The 26,427-nt window shown below is 57.1% G+C and carries 24 protein-coding genes; 10 read left to right on the forward strand and 14 right to left on the reverse strand.

Going from position 1 to position 26,427, the window contains the following annotated elements; translation table 11 throughout:
* Positions 1 to 107: 107 nt before the first annotated feature.
* The 3 genes from DRW39_RS16645 to serC all read right to left on the reverse strand — a co-directional run bounded on the left by DRW39_RS16645 (position 108) and on the right by serC (position 2,245).
* Positions 108 to 746, reverse strand: coding sequence for an HAD family hydrolase (locus tag DRW39_RS16645; protein WP_116108200.1), 639 nt, complete (start codon positions 744 to 746; stop codon positions 108 to 110).
* A gap of 124 nt (positions 747 to 870) precedes the next feature.
* Complete coding sequence (locus tag DRW39_RS16650; protein ID WP_116108201.1) at positions 871 to 1,080, reverse strand: hypothetical protein; 210 nt, start codon at positions 1,078 to 1,080, stop codon at positions 871 to 873.
* A gap of 103 nt (positions 1,081 to 1,183) precedes the next feature.
* On the reverse strand, positions 1,184 to 2,245 hold the full coding sequence (gene serC, locus DRW39_RS16655; protein WP_116108202.1) for a 3-phosphoserine/phosphohydroxythreonine transaminase: 1,062 nt from the start codon (positions 2,243 to 2,245) through the stop codon (positions 1,184 to 1,186).
* A gap of 215 nt (positions 2,246 to 2,460) precedes the next feature.
* On the opposite strand from serC, the gene DRW39_RS16660 reads away from it, so the two are divergent.
* Positions 2,461 to 3,927: a hypothetical protein gene (locus DRW39_RS16660; protein WP_116108203.1), complete on the forward strand. Its 1,467-nt coding sequence runs from the start codon at positions 2,461 to 2,463 to the stop codon at positions 3,925 to 3,927.
* 203 nt (positions 3,928 to 4,130) lie between these two features.
* Positions 4,131 to 5,357: a M23 family metallopeptidase gene (locus DRW39_RS16665; RefSeq protein ID WP_116108204.1), complete on the forward strand. Its 1,227-nt coding sequence runs from the start codon at positions 4,131 to 4,133 to the stop codon at positions 5,355 to 5,357.
* Here DRW39_RS16665 and DRW39_RS16670 read toward each other — a convergent pair.
* From DRW39_RS16670 to DRW39_RS16685, 4 genes are read right to left on the reverse strand one after another with little or no spacing between them, the layout of a single operon-like run.
* The gene (locus tag DRW39_RS16670; RefSeq protein WP_232830175.1) at positions 5,349 to 6,440 is read right to left on the reverse strand and encodes an AAA family ATPase; all 1,092 of its coding nucleotides are present in this window, start codon (positions 6,438 to 6,440) and stop codon (positions 5,349 to 5,351) included. The two genes, DRW39_RS16665 and DRW39_RS16670, sit on opposite strands and share 9 nt — an antisense overlap.
* Before the next feature lie 56 nt (positions 6,441 to 6,496).
* Complete coding sequence (locus DRW39_RS16675; protein ID WP_116108205.1) at positions 6,497 to 8,383, reverse strand: DUF4139 domain-containing protein; 1,887 nt, start codon at positions 8,381 to 8,383, stop codon at positions 6,497 to 6,499.
* Positions 8,384 to 8,442: 59 nt separating this feature from the next.
* On the reverse strand, positions 8,443 to 10,239 hold the full coding sequence (locus DRW39_RS16680) for a sodium:solute symporter family protein (RefSeq protein ID WP_116108206.1): 1,797 nt from the start codon (positions 10,237 to 10,239) through the stop codon (positions 8,443 to 8,445).
* A 15-nt stretch (positions 10,240 to 10,254) separates the two neighbouring features.
* Positions 10,255 to 10,512, reverse strand: coding sequence for a DUF4212 domain-containing protein (locus tag DRW39_RS16685; RefSeq protein ID WP_116108207.1), 258 nt, complete (start codon positions 10,510 to 10,512; stop codon positions 10,255 to 10,257).
* Positions 10,513 to 10,741: 229 nt separating this feature from the next.
* Between DRW39_RS16685 and DRW39_RS16690 the strand changes: the two genes are divergently transcribed.
* The 3 genes from DRW39_RS16690 to DRW39_RS16700 all read left to right on the forward strand — a co-directional run bounded on the left by DRW39_RS16690 (position 10,742) and on the right by DRW39_RS16700 (position 14,011).
* Positions 10,742 to 11,404, forward strand: a complete 663-nt coding sequence (locus DRW39_RS16690; protein ID WP_116108208.1) for a cyclase family protein — start codon at positions 10,742 to 10,744, stop codon at positions 11,402 to 11,404.
* A 100-nt stretch (positions 11,405 to 11,504) separates the two neighbouring features.
* Positions 11,505 to 12,266 carry a glucosaminidase domain-containing protein gene (locus DRW39_RS16695; RefSeq protein WP_157976176.1) on the forward strand — a complete coding sequence of 254 codons (762 nt, stop codon included), beginning with the start codon at positions 11,505 to 11,507 and terminating at the stop codon, positions 12,264 to 12,266.
* Between the two features lie 125 nt (positions 12,267 to 12,391).
* Entirely contained in the window at positions 12,392 to 14,011 is a 1,620-nt protein-coding gene (locus tag DRW39_RS16700) for a VWA domain-containing protein (RefSeq protein WP_116108210.1), read from the forward strand.
* Positions 14,012 to 14,271: 260 nt separating this feature from the next.
* Here DRW39_RS16700 and DRW39_RS22325 read toward each other — a convergent pair whose 3' ends face one another.
* The 4 genes from DRW39_RS22325 to rfaD form a co-directional block, all read right to left on the reverse strand.
* A complete protein-coding gene (locus DRW39_RS22325; RefSeq protein WP_157976177.1) occupies positions 14,272 to 14,454 on the reverse strand; it encodes a hypothetical protein in 183 nt (60 codons plus the stop codon).
* Between the two features lie 140 nt (positions 14,455 to 14,594).
* Positions 14,595 to 15,686 carry an acyltransferase family protein gene (locus tag DRW39_RS16710; protein ID WP_116108212.1) on the reverse strand — a complete coding sequence of 364 codons (1,092 nt, stop codon included), beginning with the start codon at positions 15,684 to 15,686 and terminating at the stop codon, positions 14,595 to 14,597.
* A gap of 4 nt (positions 15,687 to 15,690) precedes the next feature.
* Positions 15,691 to 16,689: a class 1 fructose-bisphosphatase gene (fbp, locus tag DRW39_RS16715; RefSeq protein WP_116108213.1), complete on the reverse strand. Its 999-nt coding sequence runs from the start codon at positions 16,687 to 16,689 to the stop codon at positions 15,691 to 15,693.
* Between the two features lie 24 nt (positions 16,690 to 16,713).
* On the reverse strand, positions 16,714 to 17,682 hold the full coding sequence (gene rfaD, locus DRW39_RS16720; protein ID WP_116108214.1) for an ADP-glyceromanno-heptose 6-epimerase: 969 nt from the start codon (positions 17,680 to 17,682) through the stop codon (positions 16,714 to 16,716).
* A 120-nt stretch (positions 17,683 to 17,802) separates the two neighbouring features.
* Here rfaD and gldC point away from each other — a divergent pair, with 120 nt between their 5' ends.
* The 3 genes from gldC to DRW39_RS16735 all read left to right on the forward strand — a co-directional run bounded on the left by gldC (position 17,803) and on the right by DRW39_RS16735 (position 20,039).
* The gene (gene gldC, locus DRW39_RS16725; RefSeq protein WP_116108215.1) at positions 17,803 to 18,162 is read left to right on the forward strand and encodes a gliding motility protein GldC; all 360 of its coding nucleotides are present in this window, start codon (positions 17,803 to 17,805) and stop codon (positions 18,160 to 18,162) included.
* Between the two features lie 86 nt (positions 18,163 to 18,248).
* Positions 18,249 to 19,562 (forward strand): xylose isomerase, encoded by a 1,314-nt coding sequence (xylA, locus tag DRW39_RS16730; protein WP_116108216.1) that lies wholly within the window; start codon positions 18,249 to 18,251, stop codon positions 19,560 to 19,562.
* A gap of 63 nt (positions 19,563 to 19,625) precedes the next feature.
* Positions 19,626 to 20,039 (forward strand): hypothetical protein, encoded by a 414-nt coding sequence (locus tag DRW39_RS16735; RefSeq protein ID WP_157976178.1) that lies wholly within the window; start codon positions 19,626 to 19,628, stop codon positions 20,037 to 20,039.
* On the opposite strand, the gene kdsA is transcribed toward DRW39_RS16735, so the two are convergent.
* Positions 20,036 to 20,839 (reverse strand): 3-deoxy-8-phosphooctulonate synthase, encoded by an 804-nt coding sequence (gene kdsA / locus DRW39_RS16740; protein WP_116108218.1) that lies wholly within the window; start codon positions 20,837 to 20,839, stop codon positions 20,036 to 20,038. The genes DRW39_RS16735 and kdsA overlap by 4 nt on opposite strands.
* A 10-nt stretch (positions 20,840 to 20,849) precedes the next feature.
* Positions 20,850 to 22,229, reverse strand: coding sequence for a phosphoglucosamine mutase (gene glmM, locus DRW39_RS16745; RefSeq protein ID WP_116108219.1), 1,380 nt, complete (start codon positions 22,227 to 22,229; stop codon positions 20,850 to 20,852).
* 73 nt (positions 22,230 to 22,302) lie between these two features.
* Between glmM and DRW39_RS16750 the strand changes: the two genes are divergently transcribed.
* Positions 22,303 to 23,616, forward strand: a complete 1,314-nt coding sequence (locus DRW39_RS16750; RefSeq protein ID WP_116108220.1) for an MFS transporter — start codon at positions 22,303 to 22,305, stop codon at positions 23,614 to 23,616.
* Positions 23,617 to 23,654: 38 nt separating this feature from the next.
* Positions 23,655 to 24,323: an NAD-dependent epimerase/dehydratase family protein gene (locus DRW39_RS16755; protein ID WP_157976179.1), complete on the forward strand. Its 669-nt coding sequence runs from the start codon at positions 23,655 to 23,657 to the stop codon at positions 24,321 to 24,323.
* Between the two features lie 8 nt (positions 24,324 to 24,331).
* Here DRW39_RS16755 and DRW39_RS16760 read toward each other — a convergent pair whose 3' ends face one another.
* Complete coding sequence (locus DRW39_RS16760) at positions 24,332 to 26,416, reverse strand: HD family phosphohydrolase (protein ID WP_116108222.1); 2,085 nt, start codon at positions 26,414 to 26,416, stop codon at positions 24,332 to 24,334.
* Between the last annotated feature and the right edge of the window lie 11 nt (positions 26,417 to 26,427).

Raw genomic sequence — 26,427 nt, forward strand, 5'->3', positions numbered from 1 at the left:
GTTGATTTTCTTTTGCTTGCGTTTTAAGACGCTGCAAAGGTCTCCTCCCACCATGAACTGGGTATATGTATTAGGTTAAGTTATTGTAAACGGGACAATAACTTATTTCACCCCGCCCGCAGCAGCTCCAGCGCGCGTTCCAGGGCCGCGGCGTTGTCCTCCACGTGCTCGTCGGCCTGGGTGACTTTATCCGTCAGTCCGATTAAATAGCAGCCGGCGGCCTTTGCCGCCGCGCCGCCGGCTCCGCTATCCTCGATGGCAATGCATTCCGAGGCCGGCAACCCTAATTTTTTAGCCGCTAGGAGATATATGTCCGGCTCCGGCTTCATATGTTCCACGTCGGTGGCCGTTACGCTGATCTGGGTAAACTGGTCCAGCCGGGTCGCGGCGATCATCAGGTCGGCATCCGAACGTCCGCTGTTGGTGGCGATGGCCAAGGGGAATTCTTTTGCGATGATCGCCAGCTGTTCCGGGACGCCGGTGAAGGTCGACCCTTCGCGACGCACGGCGTCCTGAAAGCGCGTCTGTTTTTGGGCGATCAATTCCTCATCTGACGTAGCCAGATCGTGCTCCGTGACCAGGTAATTAGCGACCAGACGATCGCTCGTCCCGATCCATTGGTCGAACCAGTGCTCGTCGTAATCGAGATCGTATTCTTCCGCCAGCAAACTAAGCCAGGCGGTACAGTGCAGCGGTTCAGAATTGGCAAGGGTGCCATCCAGATCGCAGAGTAGTCCTTTTAACATCGGTCTTATTTGGTCGACAGCGGTTCGGTCCACTATCGGTAAGGGGCACGTCGGGCAAGGCGTACAACCACCCGCCTGGGCGTCGGACTATAAGGGCAACCGGATACGGGAAAGAAGCGGATTACTAGCGCAGGATGATTCGTTTGACCGCATTGACGGCCCGGTCGACTCCCGTGCTCACGTCAACGATCTGTTCGCTGACGTGCTGTAACTCCTGCATCTTCCCTTCCTGGTGTAGCTTGATCGTCCGCCCGGCCAAAAAGCCGGAACAGGCCGCGCTGACGAGAACCAGCAGCAAAACCAGGGTATAGAGGGTGAGATTCGGGCGTTTCATAGTCTTACGAAGATAAGGACCCTCGACCACCCATACCACCTTAAACCCGGATTCACCCCCGTTTTTCGACGAACGAGCGGCCTATTCCGACGAGTTTAACAGTTTATTTGAAATTTTTCATCACATTGACCAGCGTTTCGACGCCTTCGTAGGGCATGGAGTTGTAAATGCTGGCCCGGAAGCCGCCTACACTGCGGTGTCCTTTTACACCATCACATCCGGCGGCGGCCGCCTCGGCCTGAAAGCGCTCGGTATCGGCCTCGTCAGTACATACGAAGGTCACGTTCATCAGGCTGCGGCTTTCATCGTTCGTGACCGTTCCGCGGAATTTGGGATTGCGGTCGATCTCGTCGTACAGCAGTTTCGCCTTCTTCTCGTTGTGCTTTTCCATGGCCTCCAGTCCGCCCTGTTCCTTGATCCAGCGGAGGGTGAGCATCATCACGTAGATGGGGTACACGGGCGGCGTGTTGTACGTGCTGCCGCCCTTGATGTGCACCCGGTAATCCAGCATGCTCGGCAGGGCGCGCTCCACGGTACCCAGCAGGTCTTTACGCACGATGACGAGCGTCACTCCGGCGGGCCCGAGGTTCTTCTGCGCACCGGCGTAGATGATACCGAACTTTTCCAGGGGGATGCGGCGGGAGAAGATATCCGACGACATATCGGCGACGAGCGGTGCCGAGGTTTCGGGCCACTTATGAAATTGGGTCCCGAAGATGGTATTATTGCTGGTTACGTGCACGTACTTCAGCCCTTCCGGAATGGTGTACCCCTCCGGGATGTGGTCGTAGTTACTCTCCTTACTGCTCGCGATCACGTCGACCTTGCCGAAGAGTTTCGTTTCCTTGATGGCCTTGGCCGACCAGGAACCCGTGTCGAGAAAACCGGCGGTTTCCTCCGGATTGAGCAGGTTCATGGCCGTGAAGAAAAACTGGGTACTGGCCCCGCCACTAAGAAAAAGGACGGCGTACTCCTCTCCTACCCCCATGATCTCGCGGACGAGACTCTCGGTGTCGGCGAGCACCTGAGAAAAGGCTTTGGAGCGGTGGCTGATTTCCAGGATCGACAGCCCGCTGTTGTCGAGTTCGCGAACGGCGTCGGACGCCTTCTCGAGAACACTGGCGGGGAGTATGGCCGGTCCGGCACTAAAATTGATCTTTTTCATGTATGCGGTTTTGCGGGGGCGAAAATATGTCCCTTTAGCAAGCTTTACTTAGAATTGTTCGGAGGTTCTACGGTTTTGCCGGCCCTGTCTTCGCCGTGTAATTATTTGTGCGGCGGAGCGCAGGTAGAAACCTTATACCCTAATCCGGGCCAGTCAAACCGTCAACATCCTGGGGCTTTGCATCCTTATAGTAGTTACTTAATCTTACTTACCGCATGAATCGATTTTACGCTCTCTTTTTTGCCGGTTTCTTACTGACTGTCCTGATGGTAGCCTGCACGCCCAAGGCAGCCGGCCCCAGTACGACCGACACTCCGGCAACTCCCCAAACCCCCGTGGCGCAGCAACCCGCGGATGAGGAGAGTGATGATCTCAGCGATTGCCCCAAGTTCAGCGACGCACCGAATCCGGACGATGCCGAAACGAATTACGTTATCTACCGCAATGCCCTGAAATCGAAAGAGATGGACCGGGCCATCAAGGTTTGGCGCGAGGTCTACGCCACCAGTCCCGCCGCCGATGGTCGTCGACCTACGGTATATACCGACGGCGTCGAATTCTATAACTACCTGATCGAGCAAAACCCGGACAAACGGGAGGCATACGGCGATTCCATCCTGATGCTCTACGAGCAGGCCCGCGAGTGCTACCCCAGCGACGGGTATATGGCTGCCATTCAGGGTTTTGACAGTTACTACACTTACGCCGGCAGCACCAGCGAAGAGGATATTTACGAGCTCTTCAAGGAAAGCATCGAAATGGACGGCCCGGAAAAGCTGCAGTATTTCGTTATCAACCCCATGTCCCGCCTGGTCGTCGACCAACACGAAAGCGGAAACATCGACGACGATGAGGCCAAAGAGATCGTCACCGCCTTGAAGGCCCGCCTGGAGAAGGGTCTGGCCGACTGCTCGGGCGCCGACTGCGAAGCCTGGAACGCTATCGAAGCCTACGCGCCAAGTAGCCTGCAATACTTCGAAACCGTCAAGGGGTTTTACGATTGCCAATACTACATCGACGAGTATTATCCGGAGTTCGAGGCCAATCCGGAAGAGTGTGATGCCATAACCACAGCCTACGGGCGGATGCGTTGGGCCGAGTGTGCCGAGGATCTTCCCGAGTATCAAAAAGTGAAGGCCGCCTACGAGGCCAACTGTCAGGTTGTCGCGGCTAACACTTCCGGGGGCAGCACCATTCGGCAGGCCTACGAAGCACTCCGTAACAACGAATCTTCCGAAGCCGTACGCCTGTTCGAGCAGGCCTCCGAGGAGACCGAAGACAATGAACGCAAGAGTCTGACCTTACTGACGGCCGCCAAAATTTATTACCGGGACTTACGCAATTTCAGTCAGGCACGCGCCTACGCCCGTCGCGCCGCGCAGGCCGACCCAACCAACGGTGAACCCTATATGCTGATCGGAACGCTCTACGCCAGTAGCGGTCCTTTGTGTGGCCCGGGCACCGGCTTCGATAGTCAGGTGGTAGTTTGGCCGGCTATAGACATGTGGCAGCGGGCCAAATCCGTCGATCCATCCGTTGCCGCCAAAGCCAACCAGCTCATCGGCCGCTACACGCAGTACATGCCTACCCGGGCTGACGTATTCCAGCGGGGAATTGAAGTGGGATCGACCTATACCGTAGGCTGCTGGATCCAGGAAACGACGCGGGTGCGGACTCCCTGATAAATTTCGTTCAGGGAACGGTGCCGCCCTACAATATTCTGGTCTATCATTTCTTTCTATATTTGTCGCGGGTCGATTTGCGACCTTGGAAAGAAACATATTAGTACGTGAAGAAAGGGCTACAGGTTCGTAAGCGTCGGCTTTTGTCGGCAGCAGTTGCATTAGTGGTAAGTATAGCGTTGGGTAGCACCATCGTTAGTAGTTTGGTCGCCGCCTCACCGCCGCCCCCTGGCGACGGTAAGCAAGTCCAGCTCCAGGCTTTCCCCATCATAGAACCGACGGTACGTTACGGTGTCGCGCTGGACACTTTCTCGCTCAGTCTCGATACCATTCAATTCGGTCAGACGCTAAGTGACATCCTCCTTGGCATGGGTATGGAGCCCCTCGATGCGCTTCGCTCTTCCAATACCTTTAACGATATGCTCGACGTGCGGAACCTGCGCGCCGGCCTGACCTATCAGGTACTGGATGACCCCGATACGAAGGGCCCTGACTACATGATCTACAGTCCCAGCGTATATCGCTACCTCAAACTGGACCTGCAGAACGGCGGCCAGGACGAGTACGTCAAACTTCCGATCCGCGTCGAGGAAGGTCTCGCCGCCGGAAAGATCGAAAGCTCCCTGTGGAACGCCATGGTCGACTCCGGCCACAGCTTCGCCCTGACCGATAAGATGGAGGATGCCCTGCAGTGGTCGGTTGACTTCTACCACGTGCAAAAAGGAGACGCCTTTCAACTCGTTTACGAGCAGGAATACGTCGAGGACAGCGAGGCCGGTTTCGGTCGCGTCAAGGCCGCCCGCTACAGTACCGGCGGTAAGGACATCTACGCTTTCTACTTCGTCAGCAAAGACAGCACCCAACAGGGCTACTTCGGCCTGGACGGACAACCCAAGGATGCTTTATTCCTGAAGGCTCCAGTACGCTATAGCCGCATTAGCAGCCGGTTTAACCTCCGCCGCTTCCACCCGGTACAGCGTCGCGTCAAGCCCCACCTCGGCACGGACTACGCCGCACCCTACGGTACTCCGATCGTAGCCGTCGCTAACGGTACGATCAGCAAATCCGGACGCACGCGGGGTAACGGTATCTACGTCAAGATCCGCCACGACAAGCGCTACTCTACCCAGTACCTGCACATGCAGAAGCGGGCTCCCGGTATGGTCGTTGGCAAACGCGTCAATCAGGGAGACGTCATCGGCTACGTCGGTTCCACCGGCCTGGCTACCGGACCGCACGTTTGCTTCCGCTTCTGGGAAAACGGCCGTCAGGTGGACCACACTCGCCTCAACTTCCCCGACGCCGAGCCGATGCCCGAGGAGTACCTGCCCGAGTTCTTCGAACTGCGGGACACCTACCTGGCCCAGTTGAACAGCGTCGGTGATCCGATTGAAAAGCCTTCGGAGGACGACGCGACGGTATCAAAGTAGCAGATCCAGGTTAATATTCTCTTCGATCAGTTCCACGGCACGTCGGATCTTCCAGGGCGTCTTAAGATTGATCTTGACCTCCATCTGGCTGATCCGCACGGCCGCCCCGTAAGTATCCAGCGAGCAGGCGACTACCGGTATGTTGTGGGCCGTCAGGAAATCACTGTGGGGTAAGTCCGCGTCTTCGTCCGCCAGTCCGGTGACGACAACACCCGAAATCGTACTGCCCGGCAGCGACCGATCCTGGAGGATTACCTGTAGCGCGCTCAGTGCCTCGCTGAGCCGACGGTGACTGACAATCACCAGCAGATTTTTCAGGTTCTCTACCTCCTCTTGCGCAAGCAGGCTGCCACTGGCGATGTTCTCTACCTGATTATCCAGGCCTTCCCGGTTCAGGAGCGTCCGGCCCTTGAGGCTGTGCCGGATGGATGCCATGATCGGGTTGGCAAGCACTTTCTCGAAGGGAAGCACACCGAGTAAGGGGATGCCCTTCTTCTCCAGGTACATGCCCACGTACTTACGCACCTTGTCCAGTTTGGCGGGACGCGTCTTGTTGACAATCACGCCCCGTACGGGCACCCGTCGTTCGCGGAACATCGCCAGGTTCATATTCAGGCGGTCGATCGTGCTACCGATACCGCCTTCCACGATCATGACCACGGGGGCATTCAGCAGCTGGGCGACCTGGGCGTTGCTCACGTCGCAGACGCTTCCTACGCCGGGATGTCCCGTTCCTTCGTAGATCACGAATTCGTTGCGCGCCTGGAGTTTGCGGCTGGCCTTCGTGATGGCGGTTCGAAAATCGTACCTCGATGGGTCATCGAGGTATTTGGCGGTCACCCCCCTGCCGATGATGACCGGACTGTGTAATTCGGCCTTGAGGTCGAATTCCATGCCGCGGGCGAAGAGCAACGCATCCTTGTCAACTTGCAGGCCGCCCAGTTCCACCCACTCCTGTCCGACCGGCTTGCAGTAGCTAACCCGTTTCCCCCGCTGCTGGATGGCCGCCATCAGGCCGAGCGTACAGGTGGTCTTGCCAACGTGTTGGGAAGTGGCGGCTATGTAGAGGCGATCGATACTCACGGCAATGGTTTAGGTGGCAGCCGTGAAGGTACGTTGGTGATCAGGACATGGCCCCGCTACTCCAAATACAGGGGTCCGCTGGTGGAGTACCGGACGCGGTAGCCGAATTCGCTTTCCCAACCGCTGCTTGGAACGAGGATGAAATCCCACTTAAGCGCACCGGAATCTTGGTCATACTCTACATTGTCGGGCAACTCGACCTCCACGTCTATGCCACCTTGCGCCGCCAGCGGAACCTGGTCGATCACGGTCAGGTGAACCGGTACGGTTTTGGTATTGCGGGCGGATAACTCCCAGCCGCGCCACACCGTCCGTTTGCCACCGAATAGTCCAGCCTCCCGGCTGTACCGTTCCGACGGGCTGCGACGAATGACTACGCCCGGGTCAGGTCCGAGAGAGAATACGAGGCTGTCCGCGGTTTGCGACACATCCAGTTGGGTAGCTCCTAAGAAAGTACCGGCTACGAAAAGCTGTATCTCCCCGTCAATGAGGTCTAGGCGTTCCCAATCGCGGACGATGGCAGAAAGGAATACCCGCTCGTCGACCTTCGGTAGGGCTGTATGCCGATACTCCGCTGGCACGCTAAAGTCCTGGATTTTTACCAGGCGGGAGGATTCACCCGATGGGATCGTGTACGGCAGATCGATGGCGAAATTAACGGTGGTGGGTCGCCGGTCGATCGTCATCGGCAACGGCACGGAAGCGCTAGCTTGCCTTTTTGAATGTACTCCCGGTGCCGCCCCCGCCAATCTTTGCGGGCCGCCGTACCCGACCACTACGACTTCGTCCAAGGTCTGTGCATCCGGAAACAGCTGGACGTCCAGGGTAGGTCCACTAACGGATCGATGCTGGTTCTCGTAGCCGATGTAACTGAAGGTAAGCTTCATGCCGCCCTGTGGTAACGAGATGGAGTAGCTTCCGTCCAAGTCCGTGACCGTACCCAGGGAGGTGCCGTTGACGGAGACCGTCACGCCGACAAGCGCATTTCCTACTTCATCCGTGACGCGCCCGCTGACCGCACGTACTTCGGTGAGCTCGAAGCCGGGGTCGGTCGTGGTGTAGGAAGGCGGCTTCTGGTACGGGGCCAGGTTCCAGGGTATCAGATTGGGTAAGCGCGTCGACCGTCCGGGGTCACCGGTGGAAAGCTTCAGCCGGACGGTCTCCCAGTCTTCGCCGCTCTGTTGGCTTACTCTGGCCCCGTAGCTGAGGGCGAGCGGGCTATCCGTATCCGTCATACGCAGGTGGTAGACGGGTTCCCAGCCAGCGTCCGCTACTATATAAGTAAGGTGCATGCTATCCCGGGAAGTCGAAGCACTCTCAATTTCCACGACCACCTCCCCCGTAGTTTCGGGAAGGCTATCCAGCATCGATTCGGAGAAGCGTTCGGCCAGGGCTTGCTGTCGGTCAGCAATGATTTGCAGGCTGTCCGTAAGCAACAGACGTTCCATCCGGATGTCGGTGATCCGTTCGCGGTGGTAGCGTACTCCCCGCTCCAGTTCCGTAGCATCGAGACCGCTGTCGCTACCGCCTAGGTCGCGGTTCGCCGCCAGGACGGCTTCTTCCTCCTGTCCGATGGCCAGACGGGTTTTAAGTCTTCGCTCCTGCTGGAGAAGTTGCTCCCGGGCGAGCTTGAACGAATCGGCGGTTACCCCGCTTTGATTGCTCTGGTTATGATGTAAGCGGTGGCGCACACCAAGGATAATAACCTCGCTGTCGGGCGCGGCTACCTGTATGCTGCGCTCGACCACCCGGGTTGGAAGTCCGGTAAAGACCAGCGTGGCCCGCCCCGGATCGATCCGGACTAGGGCGGATCGACGGATCTGAGCTCCCTTTCGGTAGACGGTTACGTCGTTAATTGCGGATGAAATCGGCTGTTCGTCCTGGGCGACTGAACGCGCAAAGGAGAAGAGCAGGCAGCATAGGGTTAAGTATCGGATCAGCATAGCAGGCTTTACCGATTGATGCTTCGATCCTGCAGATTACACACCGAAGCCGTAAATTTTTAGTGGTCGATCGCCGCCCCGGCACCCCGGGGGATTCTGATCTCTTCGACGATCTCCTGCACCTCAGCGGGGGGCGGCGCGGTGGCGCGACTGACCACGAGGGCGATCACCGTATTGACCAGCATGGCCACGCTACCGAAGCCTTCCGGGCTGATGCCGAACCACCACGACGAGGACGGAGGCACTTCGTCCACAAACCACCCGAGCCGGTATACGGCCATGTAGCCGAACATCAGGATGACGCCGACGAGCATTCCGGAGATGGCACCCGACCGATTCATGCGTTTGTCGAAAATGCCCAGGACGATGGCCGGGAAAAAGCTGGCGGCAGCCAGGCCGAAGGCCAGGGCGACCGTGGCCGCGACGAAGCCCGGCGGGTTGACCCCGAAGTAAGCGGCAACGAGCACCGCGGCCGCGGCTCCACCCCGGGCCCACCACAGTTCCTCCTTTTCGCTCATATTTGGTTTGATCTGCTTGCGCATCAGGTCACGGCTGACCGCCGTACTGATGACCAGTAGTAAACCGGCGGCGGTGGAGAGCGCGGCGGCCAGACCACCGGCCGCGACCAGCGCTATGATCCAGGCGGGGAGGCGGGCTATTTCCGGGTTGGCAAGCACCATGATATCGCGATCGATGTAGACCTCGTTGCGGTTGGCCGTCGGTTCGTTGTTGAGCATCGTCTGCCCGAATTCGCCTTCTACCTGCGCTCCGCCGCCATCTATTACTTGGTCGACCGCGCCCACGAAGGGATCGCCGGGACCATACTGCAGGCGTCCGTCACCGTTTTTATCCTGCCAGGCCACCAGAGCGGTCTCCTCCCACTTGGCGAACCACGGGGGCAGTTCCGCATAGGGACGGTCCTCGATGGTATTGATGAGATTCGTGCGGGCAAAGGCGGCGATCGCCGGTGCCGTCGTGTAAAGTATGGCGATGAACAGGAGGGCCCATCCGGCGCTGATCCGGGCGTCCTTCACGCGGGGCACGGTAAAGAAGCGCACGATGACGTGAGGTAGTCCGGCCGTACCGGCCATAAGTGCCAGCGTGATAGCAAAGACGTCGATGGTGGATTTGGTACCGCTGGTATACTCCGCGAAGCCGAGTTCGGTGTGGAGCTGGTCGAGTTTATCCAGCAGCGCCATTCCGGATCCATCGTTCATCTCACCAATGAAACCCAGTTGCGGAATAACGTTGTCGGTCATCTGCAGGGAGATGAAGATGGCCGGCACCATGTAGGCGAAGATGAGTACGCAGTACTGGGCCACCTGCGTATAGGTGATGCCCTTCATACCGCCCATGATGGCGTAGAAAAAAACGACCACCGTACCGATGTATACACCGGTGTTGATATCTACCTCAAGAAAGCGGCTAAATACCAATCCGACGCCCCGCATCTGACCGGCCACGTAGGTGAAGCTGACGATGATGGCGCAGATGACGGCAACGGTACGGGCGACATTGGAATAGTAGCGATCACCGATGAAGTCCGGTACGGTGAATTTCCCAAACTTTCGCAGGTAGGGGGCGAGCAGCAGCGCGAGGAGCACGTAGCCCCCCGTCCAACCCATGAGGTAAACCGCACCGTCGTAGCCGGCAAAACTGATAATGCCGGCCATGGATATAAAACTCGCCGCACTCATCCAGTCGGCCGCCGTGGCCATGCCGTTGGCAACGGGATGGACGCCGCCGCCGGCTACGTAGAATTCCTGGGTGGAGCCGGCCCGGGCCCAGATGGCGATACCGATGTAGAGTAAGAAAGTGGCACCGACGATAAGGTACGTCCAGGCTTGTACGGTCATGCTGGGGGATTGCGGCTATTCGTTGACGCCGTAGCGGCGGTCCAGGCGGTTCATCAGGTAGACGTAAACGAAGATCAGAACGACGAAGACATAGATGCTCCCCTGCTGCGCGAACCAGAAACCCAGCTTGGCTCCGCCGATACGCAATCGATTGAGTTCATCAACAAAAAGGATGCCGCAACCGAAGCTGACGGCAAACCATATCAAGAGTAATATTGCTAGATACCTGAGATTGTCCCGCCAGTAGCGGTGGTAATCAGTCGGTGGGGTCATTACGGTGTGTTAAGCGTATAAAGAAGTGCGGCGTAATGACCGATCTAAATTGTGCATGATCCACTTAGGTCGTCGGTGGGCGCTGCCACCAAATTTTCGACCAAGATAGTTGCCGGTCAACGAAATTCAAAACTTTTCTCTCGGTAGAAGCTGACAATAAGTGTGCCGATGCCTCAACTATTCGGGCAATATGCCCTTACCCCATGCGAACGAATGAAAATTAAGCCACATGGCAGCATGGTACGAGGGTTGGACGGATGTGACCTACCCCATCTTTGAAAACATGACCGGTTGGCCCGGCCAGCCCAAGACGGATTTGGAAACCTTAAGTTGTATTCACTGCGGTGACTCGGCCATGGTATCCGTCCTGCATATGAGTCTGCACAGTGGTACGCATATGGATGCCCCCAGCCACTTCCTCGCGCAGGGAGTGGATATTTCACAAGCCCCCTTCGAAGTGGGGATGGGTCCGGTGCGGATCGCGAATGTCACGCCCCGCGCGGAAGTCACGCCCGAAGACCTGATCGCATACGAAGAGCGCACCCGGCCGCTGGAAAAAGGGGAACGGCTCATTCTGCGTACCCCGAACAGCGATAAAGCCAACTGGCTGCAACAACCCTTCGACAAGGAATACCACGCCATCGGGCCGGCCGCCGCCCACTGGATCAGTGACAAAAGACTCCGTCTGATCGGAGTAGATTATTTGTCCGTCGGTCCCTTTCACGAAGGCAACCCCCAAACCCACCGCGCGCTACTGGGCGCGAAAGTTTGGATCATCGAGGGCGTGGATCTGCGCCGCGTAAAGGAAGGGGACTACGAAATGATCTGCTTGCCGCTGAAGATCTCGGGCGGCGATGCATCCCCCATCCGCATCCTGATCAAACAGCAATAGAACTTTTTGTTGTTTTAGTCTTGCATTTTAAAACATACCGTGTTATATTTGTGGTAGCACCCGGCTTCCCGGGTGGTAGTTGCAAAAAAAGTCCACGGCTATGTCCTATCAGACCACTCCCGCCCACAGCCACCAGCAGGGCAAGATTCTGAATATCAACTGGTCCCTGCTCGCCACCCGGTTACGGGCACGCAGCCGGCAAGTGTTTACTTCCGCCCGCCACCGGGCCGCCCAAACCGAATACATTCCCCCGACCTGGATGACGCGCTTGCGGCTGACCTGGTTCCGTATCGGGCTGATTGCCATTGTCGCTTTCGTCTTCACCCAGAAACAAATCGACTTTACCGTCACGGTAGGCGCCCCGGCCGCCGCAACCACGGAGGACTCCCCGGCCCCGTCCGCTGACGAACCTTCTACCTTTAGTATGATGCCTGGTATCAGCTCGACACCAACGGCAAGGAAGAAAGCATGGAGCGTCAACGACCTCCATACCACGACGGTACGCGCTTACATCGACCGGTTCGCCCGCGTCGCCCGGACCGAAGAGGAAAAGTTTGACATCCCCGCGCCGGCCAAAATGGCTATGGCCATCGTGGAAAGTGAGGCTGGCAAAGCCACCGAAGCGATGAACAACAACAATCACTTCCCCGCAGCCAGCGCCGCAAACGTCTACGACAACGCGTGGAGTAGCTGGCGGGCCCACAGCCAACTCATACAGCGGCGTTTTCCCGAACTCGCGCACGAATCCGTCAACTACCAGCAGTGGATCGAGGCCCTCGGGCAGACCGGCTACAGCCGCGATCCCCTTTATGGTCAAAAGCTAATCGCCGTTATTCAGACATTTGATTTGGCTGATCTGTAAGGATCCGTCTACGTTAACCGAAGATTTATTTTTCTCTAAGTGGTTTTATTGGCCGCCTCCCAAGCATCGGAAGGCGGCCCTTTTTTACGGTCTAAACTCCCCCGGCGCTGCCCGGTTATGCTGGTGTGCGTAATGAGGATGATGTACTGGAATCAGAGTTCGAACGCTTTATAGCTTTCGGGAATCTACTCGATCGGCGTACCCGCCGCTACCTGGTGGAGTATATGCGTGCCCGCATCAATCAACAACCGCCGCCCGATGATGACCTGAGCGATGAGTACGGCCGCTATTTCCGCCGGGCTATCGAGGATGTGTTCGCGATCGACCACCTCCTGTTCGTGACCTCCGCTAATAGTAGCATTACCCGGCAGATCGTCCTCGATACCCTCTACTGGATGAAGAAGACCTTCCAGAAGGTCGAAGCCAAACACCCCTACGCCAAGGAATTGGACTACATCAAGGGGTGGGCGGTTACGCCACCCAAGGTATTTCGCTACCGCTATCCCCAGCTGCTTCAATTTTTACAAACCGAATACGAGCGCGAGGAGCTGGATACCCACTTCTACGCCGATCGATTGAACACCTTCTACCGCAGCGATCCGGATAACTGGACGCAGGAAGAACGCCGGCAGTTCGATCGCATCCTGACCGACCTCCTCGCCCAGTGGGATGCACTGCTGCAGGCGCGTATACTAGCCTATCAGCTTAGTAAGTTGGAGGAGGCACGGGCTGATTACCTCGATCGCCTGGAACAGAAGGTTTCTGAATACCGACAGCTCACCTCGATCCTGGACCCCTTTACCGATTACCTCGGCTGGGATATGAGCCGCGACCTGTGGCAAGCCACCAGCTTCGACGTACTGAAGCAATACGATAGCCTGCTGGCGGACGAGGACAGTCTCCGGCAACTGGCCGATCTACTAGGTAAAATGCGCGAGGCGGAGATCGAGATCGAGGAAGAATCCTTCGAGAAAACCATCGTGCGGCAGGAATGGACGGTGGATCCCCAGGGCCGGGCGGAGATCGTTGGCGTACACGAAAGCCAGGACCTCAGCCATATGCTCAGTTCCGAAGCAACTCTGCTAAGCGGAATAGACACCGAAACGGCCTTTCTCAAGAAGTACGCGGATCATAGCCTCTTAACCCTCCGCTACGAAGAGCGCAAGCTGACCCGGAGCGATACCCAGCAGATGGAAGTCCACCACCGGGTAAAACAACGCGAAAGGGGGCCGTTCATCGTTTGCGTGGATACCAGCCAGTCCATGATGGGCCGGGCCGAGGAAATTGCCAAGGTGCTGACCTTCGGCATCCTGAAAATGGCCATCAATACGAACCGACGCGCCTACCTGATCAATTTCAGCACGGGCATCAAGACGCTGGACTTACATGATGTGGCCAACTCGTTAGACGAGCTGGCCAAGTTTCTCCAGATGTCATTCTACGGCGGCACGGATGCTACCCTGGCTTTGTACGAAGCGCTGCGGCAACTGAAGAGCCACGATTACGAGGATGCCGACGTATTGATGATCAGCGACTTCGTGATGTATAAGATCGACCGGGAAATCCTGGACGAGGTGGCCTATTTCCAGCATAATAAATCCACCGAATTTCACAGCCTGGCATTAGCTAAGGAAGCAAATGCCGAGCTGCTCGGTCGTTTCGATACCAACTGGATTTACGACCCCAATCAACGGGGCGTCATCCGGGAGCTGACGCGTGGCCTGCTCACTATAGGTGAACGCTAATTACCTACGACCCACACGTCGGCTCCGGCTGCGTAGGTAAAGCAATCCACCTAATAAAACAACGGCCAGTAAGATCCAGAGCGTTGGTGACTCGGCCGCGCTGGGATCCGGGTCCGTTGGCGGGTCGACGTCGACGCCAGTCTGTGCCGTGAGCACGAAGGCAAACAAAGCAAGCAAAAGAGTGGGGAGATAGCGCTGCATAGAGCTTTTACCCTAATAATAGCCAAGCGCGCCCCGCTGTTCGGCCGCCGGCTTGCTACCTAGGTGCGTTTGCGGCGGGTCATTACGATAAGAATGATAAAGAAAGCGGCTACGGCCACCCACAGCAGCGGATTTTCGTACCACTCCGTTTTGTCGATATCGATATCGATCAGGGCATCGTCCTGGGCGTGGGAAACGGCGGCGTAAAGGCCTGCCATAAGCGTAAAGCAAAGACGTTGCATGTGGGAGAATTGAGTAGAGGGATATGTTGCTAAACGTCGGGGTGTTCGGCCCTTCTACCACCATCAACGTATTTAACGTTTCGTCATACGCGCAAGAGCTCTTTCCGTACGGCCTCCAAATTTCCTCCGCTTAGCTTTGCCTACACCCTGAAAAAGATCTTCTTGCGGTACAACACAACGCCAACCGCCAAATAGAAAAGCACCAGTACGCTAGCGTAGAGCAGACTGGAGAGCTTGGCCGGCAGAAAATCGTGTACGAAAACTTGCTGGTAGAGATAGCCATGTAAGGAGGTATCCCCTACCGCTATACTTCCAAATATCTTGGCGAAAAAGCTGGAAAAGAAATACAGGATGAGCGCGTTTGCCCCCGCGTAGATGAATACGCGTCCCCATACCTTATGTCGAACATCGGTCGTATAGTAGATAGCCGCCAGTAATACTAACGCCCAGCCCCCGGTAACCAGCACGAAACTGCTCGTCCACAAGGCTTTGTTGATCGGAAATACATAGCCCCATGCGTGTCCGAGCACGAGCAGTACGGTCCCGGCAAGCAGCATTCGCTTGACTTTGTCTACCCGCGGGCCGATCAGCAACCGGCCCGTAACCACCCCGATCAGGCAGGTGACCACCGAAGGAATGGTGCTCAGCAGCCCCTCCGGATCGTAATCTTCCTTGTAGGTATGGCTCCCCAGCACCATTTTATCCACGTACATCGCCCAGTTATACGGGTCCCGTTCGTAGGTCGGCAACACCCCCTCAACCGGCACGAAGCCCATCAGCACCCAGTACCCCAGGAGGAGCAGCACGGAGAGGGTTATAAGTGCGGCGGAGCGCAGGTGTAATGCCAGTGGCGCGGCAATGAGAAACACCAGTCCGATTCGTTGCAAGACACCCGGAAACCGGATCTCGGACCAGGCTTTTACAAAGGGCGGGTAAATCAGAAACGCCCCCAAAAACAAGCCCAGCGCGATCAGCTTGGCGCTGCGAACCAGGATCTTCCGGTAGGTATCCCAATCCGGTTGCCGGTTCCGGTAAGCAAAGGCAATGGAACAGCCCACCAAAAACAGGAAGAAAGGAAAGATCAGGTCGGTCGGGGTATACCCATGCCACGGGGCGTGCAGGAATGGCGCATAAACGTTGCCCCAATCACCGGGATTATTGACCAGGATCATGGCGGCGATGGTCAATCCCCGCAATAAATCAACCGATATAACGCGCTCCTGCCGTGCCATTTGTCTACTTTAGAAAGGACATCGCTTTATCCACCATTTTGCTGCTCCCGGCAAACAGGGGAACGCGCTGGTGAAGCTCCGTGGGTTTCAGGTCCAGGATGCGGCGGTGACCGTCCGTGGCCCGACCGCCCGCCTGTTCGAGCAGGAAGGCAACCGGGTTACACTCGTAGACCAGTCGAAGCTTACCATCCTCCCGCTCCGAGCTTTTGGGATACATGTAAATACCACCCTGCACCAGATTGCGGTGGATATCGCTTACCATGCTGCCGATGTACCGACTCGTGTAGGGACGGTCCTCTTCTTCTTTCTGGCAGTACTTTATGTAGTCCTTCACCCCCTGCGGAAAGTGCACGTAGTTGCCTTCGTTGACGGAATAGACTCTACCCATCTCCGGGATCCGGATATTCGGGTGCGACAGGTAGTAGGTGCCGATGGCGGGGTTTAGGGTAAAGCCATTGACGCCATTGCCGGTGGTGTAGACCAGAATGGTAGAGGTACCGTAAATGACGTAGCCCGCGGCAACCTGCATATTACCCGGCTGAAGAAAGTCCTCCCGCGTGACCGGCGTACCCTCGGGCGAAATGCGCCGAAAAATGCCGAAGATGGTGCCAACGGATACGCCGACGTCGATGTTGGAACTGCCGTCAAGCGGGTCCATCACGACCACGTATTTATTGCGGTGGGCATTATTAGCGCCACTGATGGTGATGAAGTCTTCGTTCTCCTCCGAAGCGATGCCGCAGACAATGTTGCGGTTCGTGAGGGCATTGATAAAGACGTTGTTGGCAAAAACGTCCAGTTTTTTCTGCTCTTCGCCCTGCACGTTCACGTTGCCGATGGTGCCGGTGATGTCCACCAATCCCGCCTGACGGATTTCATGGTTCACGACCTTGGCGGCCAGTCGGATACAATTCAGCAAGCGAGTGAGCTCGCCGGAGGAGTACTCAAAATCTTTCTGGTTGGATATGATGAATTCGCCTAGTGTCTGCGGATGGTGTTCCATTCGATTGATGTGATTAATAGTAAATCAATAGTATTTCTGCGGCACCAGGTAGTGCCGAACGTAATCGCTTACCCCTTCTTCCAGTGGGGTGAAGGCTTCGGAATAGCCGGCCGCGCGCAGCTTGTGCATGTCGGCCTCCGTGAAGTACTGGTAGTTGGCCCGGAGATCCTGTGGGGTATCGATGAAATGGATGTTGACCGGCTTGTCCATGGCCTCGAAGGTAGCTTCGGCCAGATCGCGAAAGGTCCGGGCCTGCCCCGTGCCCAGATTAAACAATCCCGTAGCATCGGGCTGCTCGGTCATCAGATGAATCATGACCTGACTTAGATCCTTTACATAGATAAAGTCTCTTGCCTGCGCTCCGTCGCCAATATCTTCCCGGTGGCTGCGAAACAGGTTCATCTTGCCGGTGGCCAGCACCTGCCGGTAGGTATGCCAGACTACGCTGGCCATACGTCCTTTATGATATTCGTTCGGGCCGTAGACGTTGAAAAACTTCAGTCCGTACCAGGCCGGGGGCGCGTCCTCCTGCTGGAGTGCCCAGGCATCGAAGTCGTTCTTGCTTTTACCATACTCGTTGAGCGGCTGCAGTTTATCGGGATCCGTCGAATCTGAAAACCCCTGACTACCATCCCCGTAAGTAGCGGCACTGCTGGCATACACCAGTGGTAGGTGGAAGGTGGCACAACGGTTCCACAGTTCCATACTGAAGTGGCGGTTCAGTCGGTCGAAGATGCGGCGGTCGGTTTCGGTGGTATCGGTGCGGGCTCCGAGGTGGTAGACGCCGGTGAGGGGCCACTGCTCCTGGTCCCATACGGTAAACAGCGTGTCGCGTTCCACTTTGACCAGGTACTCCTTCCCATCGAGATTCGGCGACTTATTCTCGTAGTGCTGGAAATCATCTACCAGGATGAGGTCCGTGATTCCCCGCTCGTTAAGCGATTGAACGAGCGCACTACCAATAAAACCGTTGGCTCCGGTAAGAAGAAACATGTGGGTGATTTGCAGCCAAAGTACGGTATTCGAATCATCCGTGCGTCCTTTACCTACCCGCGGCCCGGACTTGTAATCGGTATCGCCGCTACAGCCCTACCTTGCGACAAAACTTACCGTATGACTAAGTATAAGGTCAAGAAGAAGAGCCGCATCACCGTCGATGTCGGACTGGACGAAAGCAATATGCCGGTCGAGATGACCTGGTCAGCCAGTGATAACCCGGCCGGACAGGCACCGAAGGCCTGCAAGGCCATGCTGCTGAGCCTCTTCGACGAGCAGAGCAAGGAAACCCTGAAGATCGACTTATGGACCAAGGAGATGCAGGTGCTGGAGATGGACCGTATGTTCTACCAGACACTGCGGGGGCTGGCCGATACCTACTTCCGGGCGACTCAGAATAAGGAACTCGCTAACCAGATGCAGCAGTTTGTCTTCTACTTCGGTCAGGCCACCGGAGCGATTCCCAAGGATGAGTAAACCGCCGGGACGAAATCGATTGCGTTTTGGTCCGAGGTTTGTCCTATGTGGCTTACCTTCGGCGGCACAAAAAATGAAACCAATACATGGCAACGTACTTTGATTCAATACCCACCATCCAGTATGAGGGTCCGGAGAGTGACAACCCGATGGCCTTCAAATACTACAAGAAGGACCAGGTGGTGGCCGGCAAGACCATGGCCGAGCACTTTAAGTTTTCGATGGCGTGGTGGCATACCCTGCGCAACACCGGAGGAGACCCCTTCGGTCCCGGCACGGCCGATTACCCATGGCTCGGCGGCACCGATCCCGTCCAGGAGGCTAAAAATGCCGCCGACGCCGGCTTCGAGATTATGGATAAGCTCGGGCTGGACTACTTCTGCTTCCACGACGTCGACCTGCTCGACGAAGCCGGAGCCGACCTGAAGACCTTCCGCAACCGCCTCGACGAGGTTTCCGACTACATCGCCGAGAAGATGGAGGCTACGGGAAAGAAGGTCCTGTGGGGAACCGCCAACCTCTTCAGCAACCCCCGCTACATGAATGGGGCTGGAACCAATCCCGATTTCAAAGTCGTCGCCTACGCCGGAGCTCAGCTGAAATCGGCCATCGACACCACCATTAAGCTGAACGGAGAGAACTACGTCTTCTGGGGCGGTCGCGAAGGCTATATGAGCCTGCTCAACACCGACCTGAAGCGGGAGGTCGACCACCTCGGTCGCTTCCTCACCATGGCCCGCGACTACGCCCGTGCGCAAGGCTTTAAGGGACACTTCTTCATTGAACCCAAGCCCTTCGAACCCAGCAAGCACCAGTACGACTTCGACAGTGCCACCGTAGCGGGCTTCCTCCGTCAGTACGACCTGCTCGACGATTTCAAACTGAACATCGAGGTAAACCATGCCACGCTTGCTCAGCACACTTTCGAGCACGAGCTTGCCGTAGCGGCCAGCCAGGGCCTCCTCGGCAGCATCGACGCCAACCGTGGAGACTATCAGAATGGCTGGGATACCGACCAGTTCCCGACCAGCGTACAGGAATTGACCGAAGCCATGATTGTCATCCTGGAAGCCGGTGGCCTGCAGGGCGGCGGTGTGAACTTCGACGCGAAGACCCGCCGCAACTCGACCGACCTGGAAGATATCTTCCACGCGCACATCGGAGGTATGGACGTCTTTGCCCGGGCCCTGCTCGCGGCTGACCGCGTCCTGAACAAGTCCAAATTTAAGGACATGCGTCGCGAACGCTACGCTTCCTTCGACAGCGGTGACGGCCAGAAATACGAAGCCGGCAACCTAAGCCTGGAAGATCTGGCCAAGATCGGACTGGCAGGCGGCGAGCCGCCCATGACCAGCGGACGCCAGGAGCGCTACGAAAATCTGATTGCGCAGTATATTTAGTTGGTACTAACTGTACTGAAAGTGGTTGTATACGAGGAGCGACAGCGATTTAACGCGTGGTGGATGTCCACCCTCAATGTCGTCGTCATCGTCGCTACCGTATTCACCATTTATCGGCTATGGGACCAGGAAGTGGAGTGGATCCACTTCCTGGCACCCGCCGCCGGAATTTTAGTCGTGGTCGCACTTACCCTGGTCACGCTGCGGACGCGGATTACAAGCGATCGCATTGAAATAGGATTTCGACCCTTCACCAACAAAGTCATTCGGCGTAGCGAAATATCCTCCGCTTACGTACGACAGTACAGTCCCCTGGCCGAATACGGTGGCTGGGGTTACCGCGTCGGCCGCCGGGGTAAAGCATACAATACCATGGGCGACCAGGGCCTGCAACTGGAACTGATGGACGGTAGCCGCATCCTTATCGGCACCCAACGGCCCCGGGAAATGGAACGCGTTCTCGAAAGTTGGCTTTAGAATTCTTTTACGACCTGGCGTAGCGCCACCAGTTTTCGCAGTAGATCGGGCAACTGATCCAGGGGAAGCATATTGGCTGCATCGCTCTTTGCCTCCGATGGGTTGAAGTGCGTTTCCAGAAACAAGCCATCAACTCCAACGGCGACGGCCGCGCGCGCAACCGTCTCGATCATCGCCGGGCGTCCCCCGGTCACTCCACTACTCTGATTGGGCTGTTGCAGACTATGGGTACAATCCAGTATGACCGGACTACCGAATGATTGCATGGTAGGTATGCCGCGGTAATCCACCACTAAGTCTGTATAGCCAAAGGTGACGCCCCTTTCGGTCAGCCACACTTGGTCGTTCCCGCTATCGATTACCTTCTGCCGGGCATGCTGCATGGCGGATGGACTGAGAAACTGCCCCTTTTTTATGTTGACCACACGCCCGGTTTCCGCCGCGGCCTGTAGCAGGGAGGTTTGTCGGCAGAGGAAAGCGGGAATTTGCAAGACGTCCGCGTATTCGGCCGCCATAGCTGCTTCTTCGTCAGCGTGGATATCGGTCGTGGTGGGTATACCAAACTGCTCCCCTACTTTTCGTAGGATACCCAACGCCTTTTCGTCACCAATACCGGAAAAACTATCGATGCGGCTTCGGTTGGCCTTGCGGTAGCTCCCCTTAAAGATGAGGGGAATCCGTAGTTCTTCCGTTACCTGCAGGATACGTTCGGCAATGCGGAAAGCCATGTCCTCGCCTTCGATGGCGCAGGGACCCGCGATCAAGAAGAAGTTGCCGGAATCTTGGTGTTTGAGCTGCATGAAAGCTGAATTACTGTGTCATTTCTATAAAGCGGGCTTTGACCCCGCCGGCGAGTTCCTGGGCACGGGCCTGGCTGGCCGCCTCGGCGTATACCCGCACGATGGGTTCCGTATTGGATCCGCGCAGGTGGACCCATCCGTCCGGAAAGTCAAGTTTGAGCCCGTCGATGTTTGATTTTGGAACGTCAGGATAGAGTGCTTCCATGGCGTATAGGGCCTCGGAGAGATCCAGCTCATGTTCGAGGCTGATCTTATCCTTGACCATCTCGTAGTGCGCGTACAAACCGCGCAGTTCGTTGATGGACTTCTTGCTGGTAGCCAGGTGGCTGAGGACCAGCGCGAGTCCGATCAGGCTGTCGCGGCCGTAATGCAACCGGGGATCGATGATACCGCCATTTCCTTCACCACCGATGGTCGCCTGGACCTCTTTCATCTTCGCCACCACGTTGACCTCCCCGACCGCGGAAGCGTAGTAGGGCTGACCGTGTGCCTTAGCCAAATCCGCCAGCGCCCGGCTGCTGCTCAGATTACTGACCACCGGCCCGGGTTCCAGGCCAAGCACGTAATCGGCTACCGTTACCAGGGTGTATTCCTCGCCGATCCACTGCCCCCCGGGGCCGACCAGCGCCAGGCGGTCGACGTCGGGGTCGACGGCTACGCCGAGGTCCGCACCGCTCGTCTTCACTTCAGCGATAAGGTCCTGCAGGTGGGCGGGCAGGGGTTCGGGATTGTGGGCAAACTGGCCGTTTACCGTTCCATTCATGACCGTGCATTCCACCCCGAGGGCTTCGCACAACGGCGGGATGGATATGGCCCCCACGCTGTTCACGGCGTCCAGTACGATCCGAAAGCCCGCATTGCGTATCGCTTCGACCTGCACCAGGGAATGATCGAGTATCGCCTCGATGTGATCCTCCAGGGCGGTAGTGTCATGCTGAATCGTTCCAAGGTCGTCGACCTCGGCGTAAGTAATATTCCCGGATTCTACCGTGTTAATGAGATCCTGCCCCGCCTCGTGGCTGATGAATTCACCCTCCGCGTTCAGCAGTTTCAGCGCATTGTATTCCTTAGGGTTATGGCTGGCGGAAAGAATGATACCGCCCCCCGCTCCCCGGGTCTTGACGGCCATTTCAACGGTAGGCGTCGTCGCGTGCCCGCAGTCGATCACATCGATGCCCATACTCTGGAGGGTCGCCGCGGTGAGTGCAGACACCACCGCGCCGGAGGGACGCCCGTCGCGGCCGATGACGACCTTGGGGGTGGCTCCGCTCCGAAGCAACCAATCGGCATAACCCGCCACGCTGCTGACAATGTCTTCGGGGGTAAGATTAGCCCCCGTTTTTCCTCCGATGGTACCGCGAAATCCGGAAATACTTTTAATCAGGGGCATTAGGTCGTGCTTTGGTAAGGATAAGAAGGCGCCAAGGTAGTGATAACGGCCGTGAACCGGCTACCTTTAAGCCATGACACAAGCTGTAAACGACCCCCGGACACTGAACGGCTGGGCGCTCTTTGACTGGGCCAACTCCGCATTTGCCCTGGTCATTACAACCGCCATCTTCCCACCTTACTTCGAAAGCGTGGTGGACCCGGAATTCTCCGCCTTCGGTATCGGATTCACCAACAGCTCCTGGTTTGCCTACCTGATCACCTTCAGCTACCTCGTGATTGCCCTGCTATCCCCCCTCCTCAGCGGGATCGCCGATGCCGGGGGCCGGCGTAAGTTCTTCCTGCAAGTGTTTACCACCATGGGCGGACTGGGCTGCCTGAGCCTGTTCTTTTTCACGGGTATGGAGACGATGTGGATCGGTAGCCTCGGCTTTGTCATCGGTTTAATTGGTTTCGCCGGAGGATTGGTCTTTTATAATAGCTTCCTGCCCGTCATCGCCACCGAAGATCGCTTTGATCGCTTGAGCGCCCGGGGCTTTGCCATGGGGTACATTGGAAGTGTCCTGTTACTGATCCTCAATTTGGCCATGGTCCAAAAGCCCGGCTGGTTTGGCCTGCCCGAAGAGGGTACGCTGGCCGTACGCATGGCCTTTGTTACCGTGGGCATCTGGTGGCTGGTCTTCGCCTACATTTCCCTTTCCCGTCTTCCGGATGATGTACGCAAGGCGAATTCGGGAGTGGGAGACATGGCCGCAAGGGGATGGCAGGAGCTAACCGACGTATGGCGCCGCCTGACGGATTACCCCGATGCCAAACAGTTCCTTATTGCCTTCTTCTGCTACTCCGCAGGGGTCCAAACCATCATCTTCCTGGCCAGCATCTTTGCTAAAAAAGAGCTCAATTTTGAGACGGCGGAATTGATCGTTGTCGTGTTGATTTTGCAGATCGTGGCCATTGCGGGAGCCTACCTCGCCGCCAAGATCAGCGAAGTGAAGGGAAATAAATTTGCCCTGTACGTCGAGCTCGTAATCTGGACCGCTATCTGCGTGCTGGCCTACTTCGTCACCGATAAACTGCAATTTTACTTTATTGCCGGTGGCGTCGGGCTGGTTATGGGCGGGGTACAGTCGCTCAGCCGGTCCACCTACGCCAAGGTCATTCCGCCCGACGTGGATGCGGGTGGCCGACGAATGGACACCACCTCCTGGTTCAGCTTCTACGACGTGCTCGAGAAAGTTGCGATCGTCCTGGGCACCTTCATCTTCGGCTTTCTCGACGCGCTCACCGGCAGCATGCGATTGAGCGTGCTCATCCTGGCCGTTTTCTTCATTGCCGGCATGCTGTTTCTGTCTCGCTTCCAGCTAAAGCCAGGCCGCATGCAAACCTGATCTCAACCCACCGGTTTAGGTCAGTCATGGAGCAGGGCATGGAAATCGTAGCGAGCCGGAAAACCGCCTTGCTTTTGGGCGCCACCGGGATGGTGGGCCGGGAATTGCTCGAACAGCTCCTTCAACACGGTGCCTACCGTCGGATAATCGCGCCCACTCGCCGCCGGCTGCACCTCGACCATAAGAAGCTGGATAATCCGCTGATTAACTTTGATAATTTGGACCGCTACCGCGAAATTTTCCGGTGCCAGGATATTTTCATCGCGCTAGGAACTACCATCAAAAAAGCCGGTAGTGAGGAAGCATTCCGCCGGGTGGACTATGAATACGTGGTTCACGCCGCCGGACTCGCGCAAAAGGCCGGGGCCAATCAATGCCTGGTCGTATCCTCCGCCGGGGCAAATTCGGAGAGTAGCTTTCTATACTCCCGCACGAAGGGGGAAATGGAAGAATCCATCACCAGTCTGGACTTCTGGTCGGTACACATCTTCCGTCCGGGCGTCCTGGTCGGAAAACGGGAGGAATTACGTCTCACCGAGAAACTGGCCGCGGGTCTGACCCGTGCGATCCGAAGTGTCTCCCCTACCCTGCTCGGAGACTACAATCCTACGGATGCGGACGTACTCGCCAAGCACATGATCGACGCGGCCCAAACTATTGCTCCGGGCGTCCACTTCCACGGTGCGGGCTCGTTGATTGCCGGTTAGATCGTCATCTATTCCTCCTCCGGATAAGCGATCCGCAGTTGGTGCGAGCTCTTTAGCACGGAGCGGAAGATCCGGCGCAGCGCCTCCAGCTCCTGAAAGCTCAGGTGGCTCTGGACCAATTGTCCACTGGTCAGTTTTCCCCGAATGATGTTATCGATCAGGTCGTACAGCTCCGCTTCGGTAGGTTGCTTGAGGGACTTTGAAGCCGCCTCCACGCTGTCGGCCAGCATAAGGATGGTTTGCTCCTTTGTCACCGGTAACGGCCCGTCGTAACGGAAATACGGTTCGTCCACCTCGCGCTCGGGGTGGTTCTTGATGTGGTTACGGTAGAAATATTCGGTCCGCGTCGTCCCGTGGTGGGTACGAATAAAATCGACGATCACGTCCGGCAGGCCGGCGGCGCGCGCTAGTTTCACGCCTTCGTTGACGTGATCGATGATGATCTTGGCACTCTCCAGGTCCGTGATCCGATCGTGCGGGTTCGGGCCGGTCTGGTTTTCGATGAAGTACTCCGGGTTTTTCAGCTTACCAATGTCGTGGTAAAGCGCCGCGGTACGCACCATCAGGCTATTACCGCCGATCTCGCTTGCCACCCGTTCCGCGAGATTGGCCACATTCAGGCTGTGCTGCCAGGTACCGGCCGCCTGCCGGGCCAGCTTTTCCAGCAGCGGCCGGTTCATATCGTTTAGTTCGACCAGGGTGATCGGAGAAATGAGCCCGAAGAAGCGCTCCAGTAAAGGAATGATGGGATAGGCCAACAGAACGAGAAATACATTCAGCCCTAACCAGAGCAGATCGACATAATTGATACCGGTCCACCCCGCGCCCTGCACCAACTGGATACCCACGTAGCCGAAGAGATAGAAGGCAAAAAGCAGGATGAGGCTACTAAAGAAGCGCGACCAGTCCCGCGTATCGATGTCCATGAAGATGACTACCACACCCGCCATGATCGACAGGAAGGTATACGGGTAGCCAAGGGAGGTCAGAAAGCTTGCGATAAGGACGACGGCCACGTGGACGAAGAAAGCCAGTCGCTCGTTGAAAAAGATCCGCATCACGATCGGCACGATACAGAACGGGACCATGTAGGCGCTCCACCCCGGTGCCAGTTCAATCGAACGCACCATGATGGCGTAAAGCAGCGGCCAGAGCAAAATGAAGATCAGGTTCTTAAGGCGGACGTAAACCAGCGGAAAGAAGGTCCGCAGGTACAGGAACAACAGCAAAATCACCAGACCGACGATCAGCGTGTAGCCCGTGAATACGGAGAGGTAGGTGGTTGTTCCTTCCAGGTTTCTGTTGTACTCGCTCCGGTAGCTGATCAGCTTCTGGTAGACGTTATCGGAGATCACTTCTCCCTGCCGGACCAGGATGTCGCCCTGCTCCACCAGTCCGTCGTAGGGGCTCACCGCGTCCAGGGTCTGCTCCCGAAGGCGGTTCGTCAGGCTGTCATTGTAAAAGACGTTATACCGGAGTTTATCCTCGAGGAGGGGTACCAGAAAGTCGGGCGCGGCCAGCCGGGTGTAGAGGATGCTATCGGTCAGCCACTGGCGAGCGCGGCCGGGGGTGGTAAACACCTGACCGATGGTGCGGGTGTTGACCTGACTGCCATCCACGATCTGGATGACGGTGGCCATGCCGGAACGCGCCTCGTCTTCCGTGCGCAGGCGAACGATTCCGCGCTGGTAGATTCGGTCCAGTAGTTCCAGTCCGTAGAGCCGATGGGCTTCCGGTTGCCGCAACAGCCCGGGGTAAGTGTTTCGGGCGCGGGCGGAATCGAGGGCCGCCGAGAAGGCTGCGATGTACTCCGCGCGGGCTTCCCGGGCGACTTCGGTGTCACGACGGTAAACCGGCGTTAAGTTCCGGACCACCGCCTCGCGATCGGCCGTAAATCGTTCTTCCCGCTTGAAGATGGGAATGGCCGTCGGGGCGGTCAGGTCGGCGTACTGCCAGGTTTGGTTGAGCTCAAACTGGTACGGGAAGGTCAGGTTGTTCGGGTACAGCAAACTGATAAGGATCACCGCGGTCACGCCCAGCAGGATGCGTGGCAGCCGGCGTGACCAATTACTCTTGTCGCTCAGTCCTTCCATTCCGCCGGCAA

Source organism: Lewinella sp. IMCC34191 (genome assembly GCF_003390935.1).
Lineage (GTDB): Bacteria > Bacteroidota > Bacteroidia > Chitinophagales > Saprospiraceae > Neolewinella.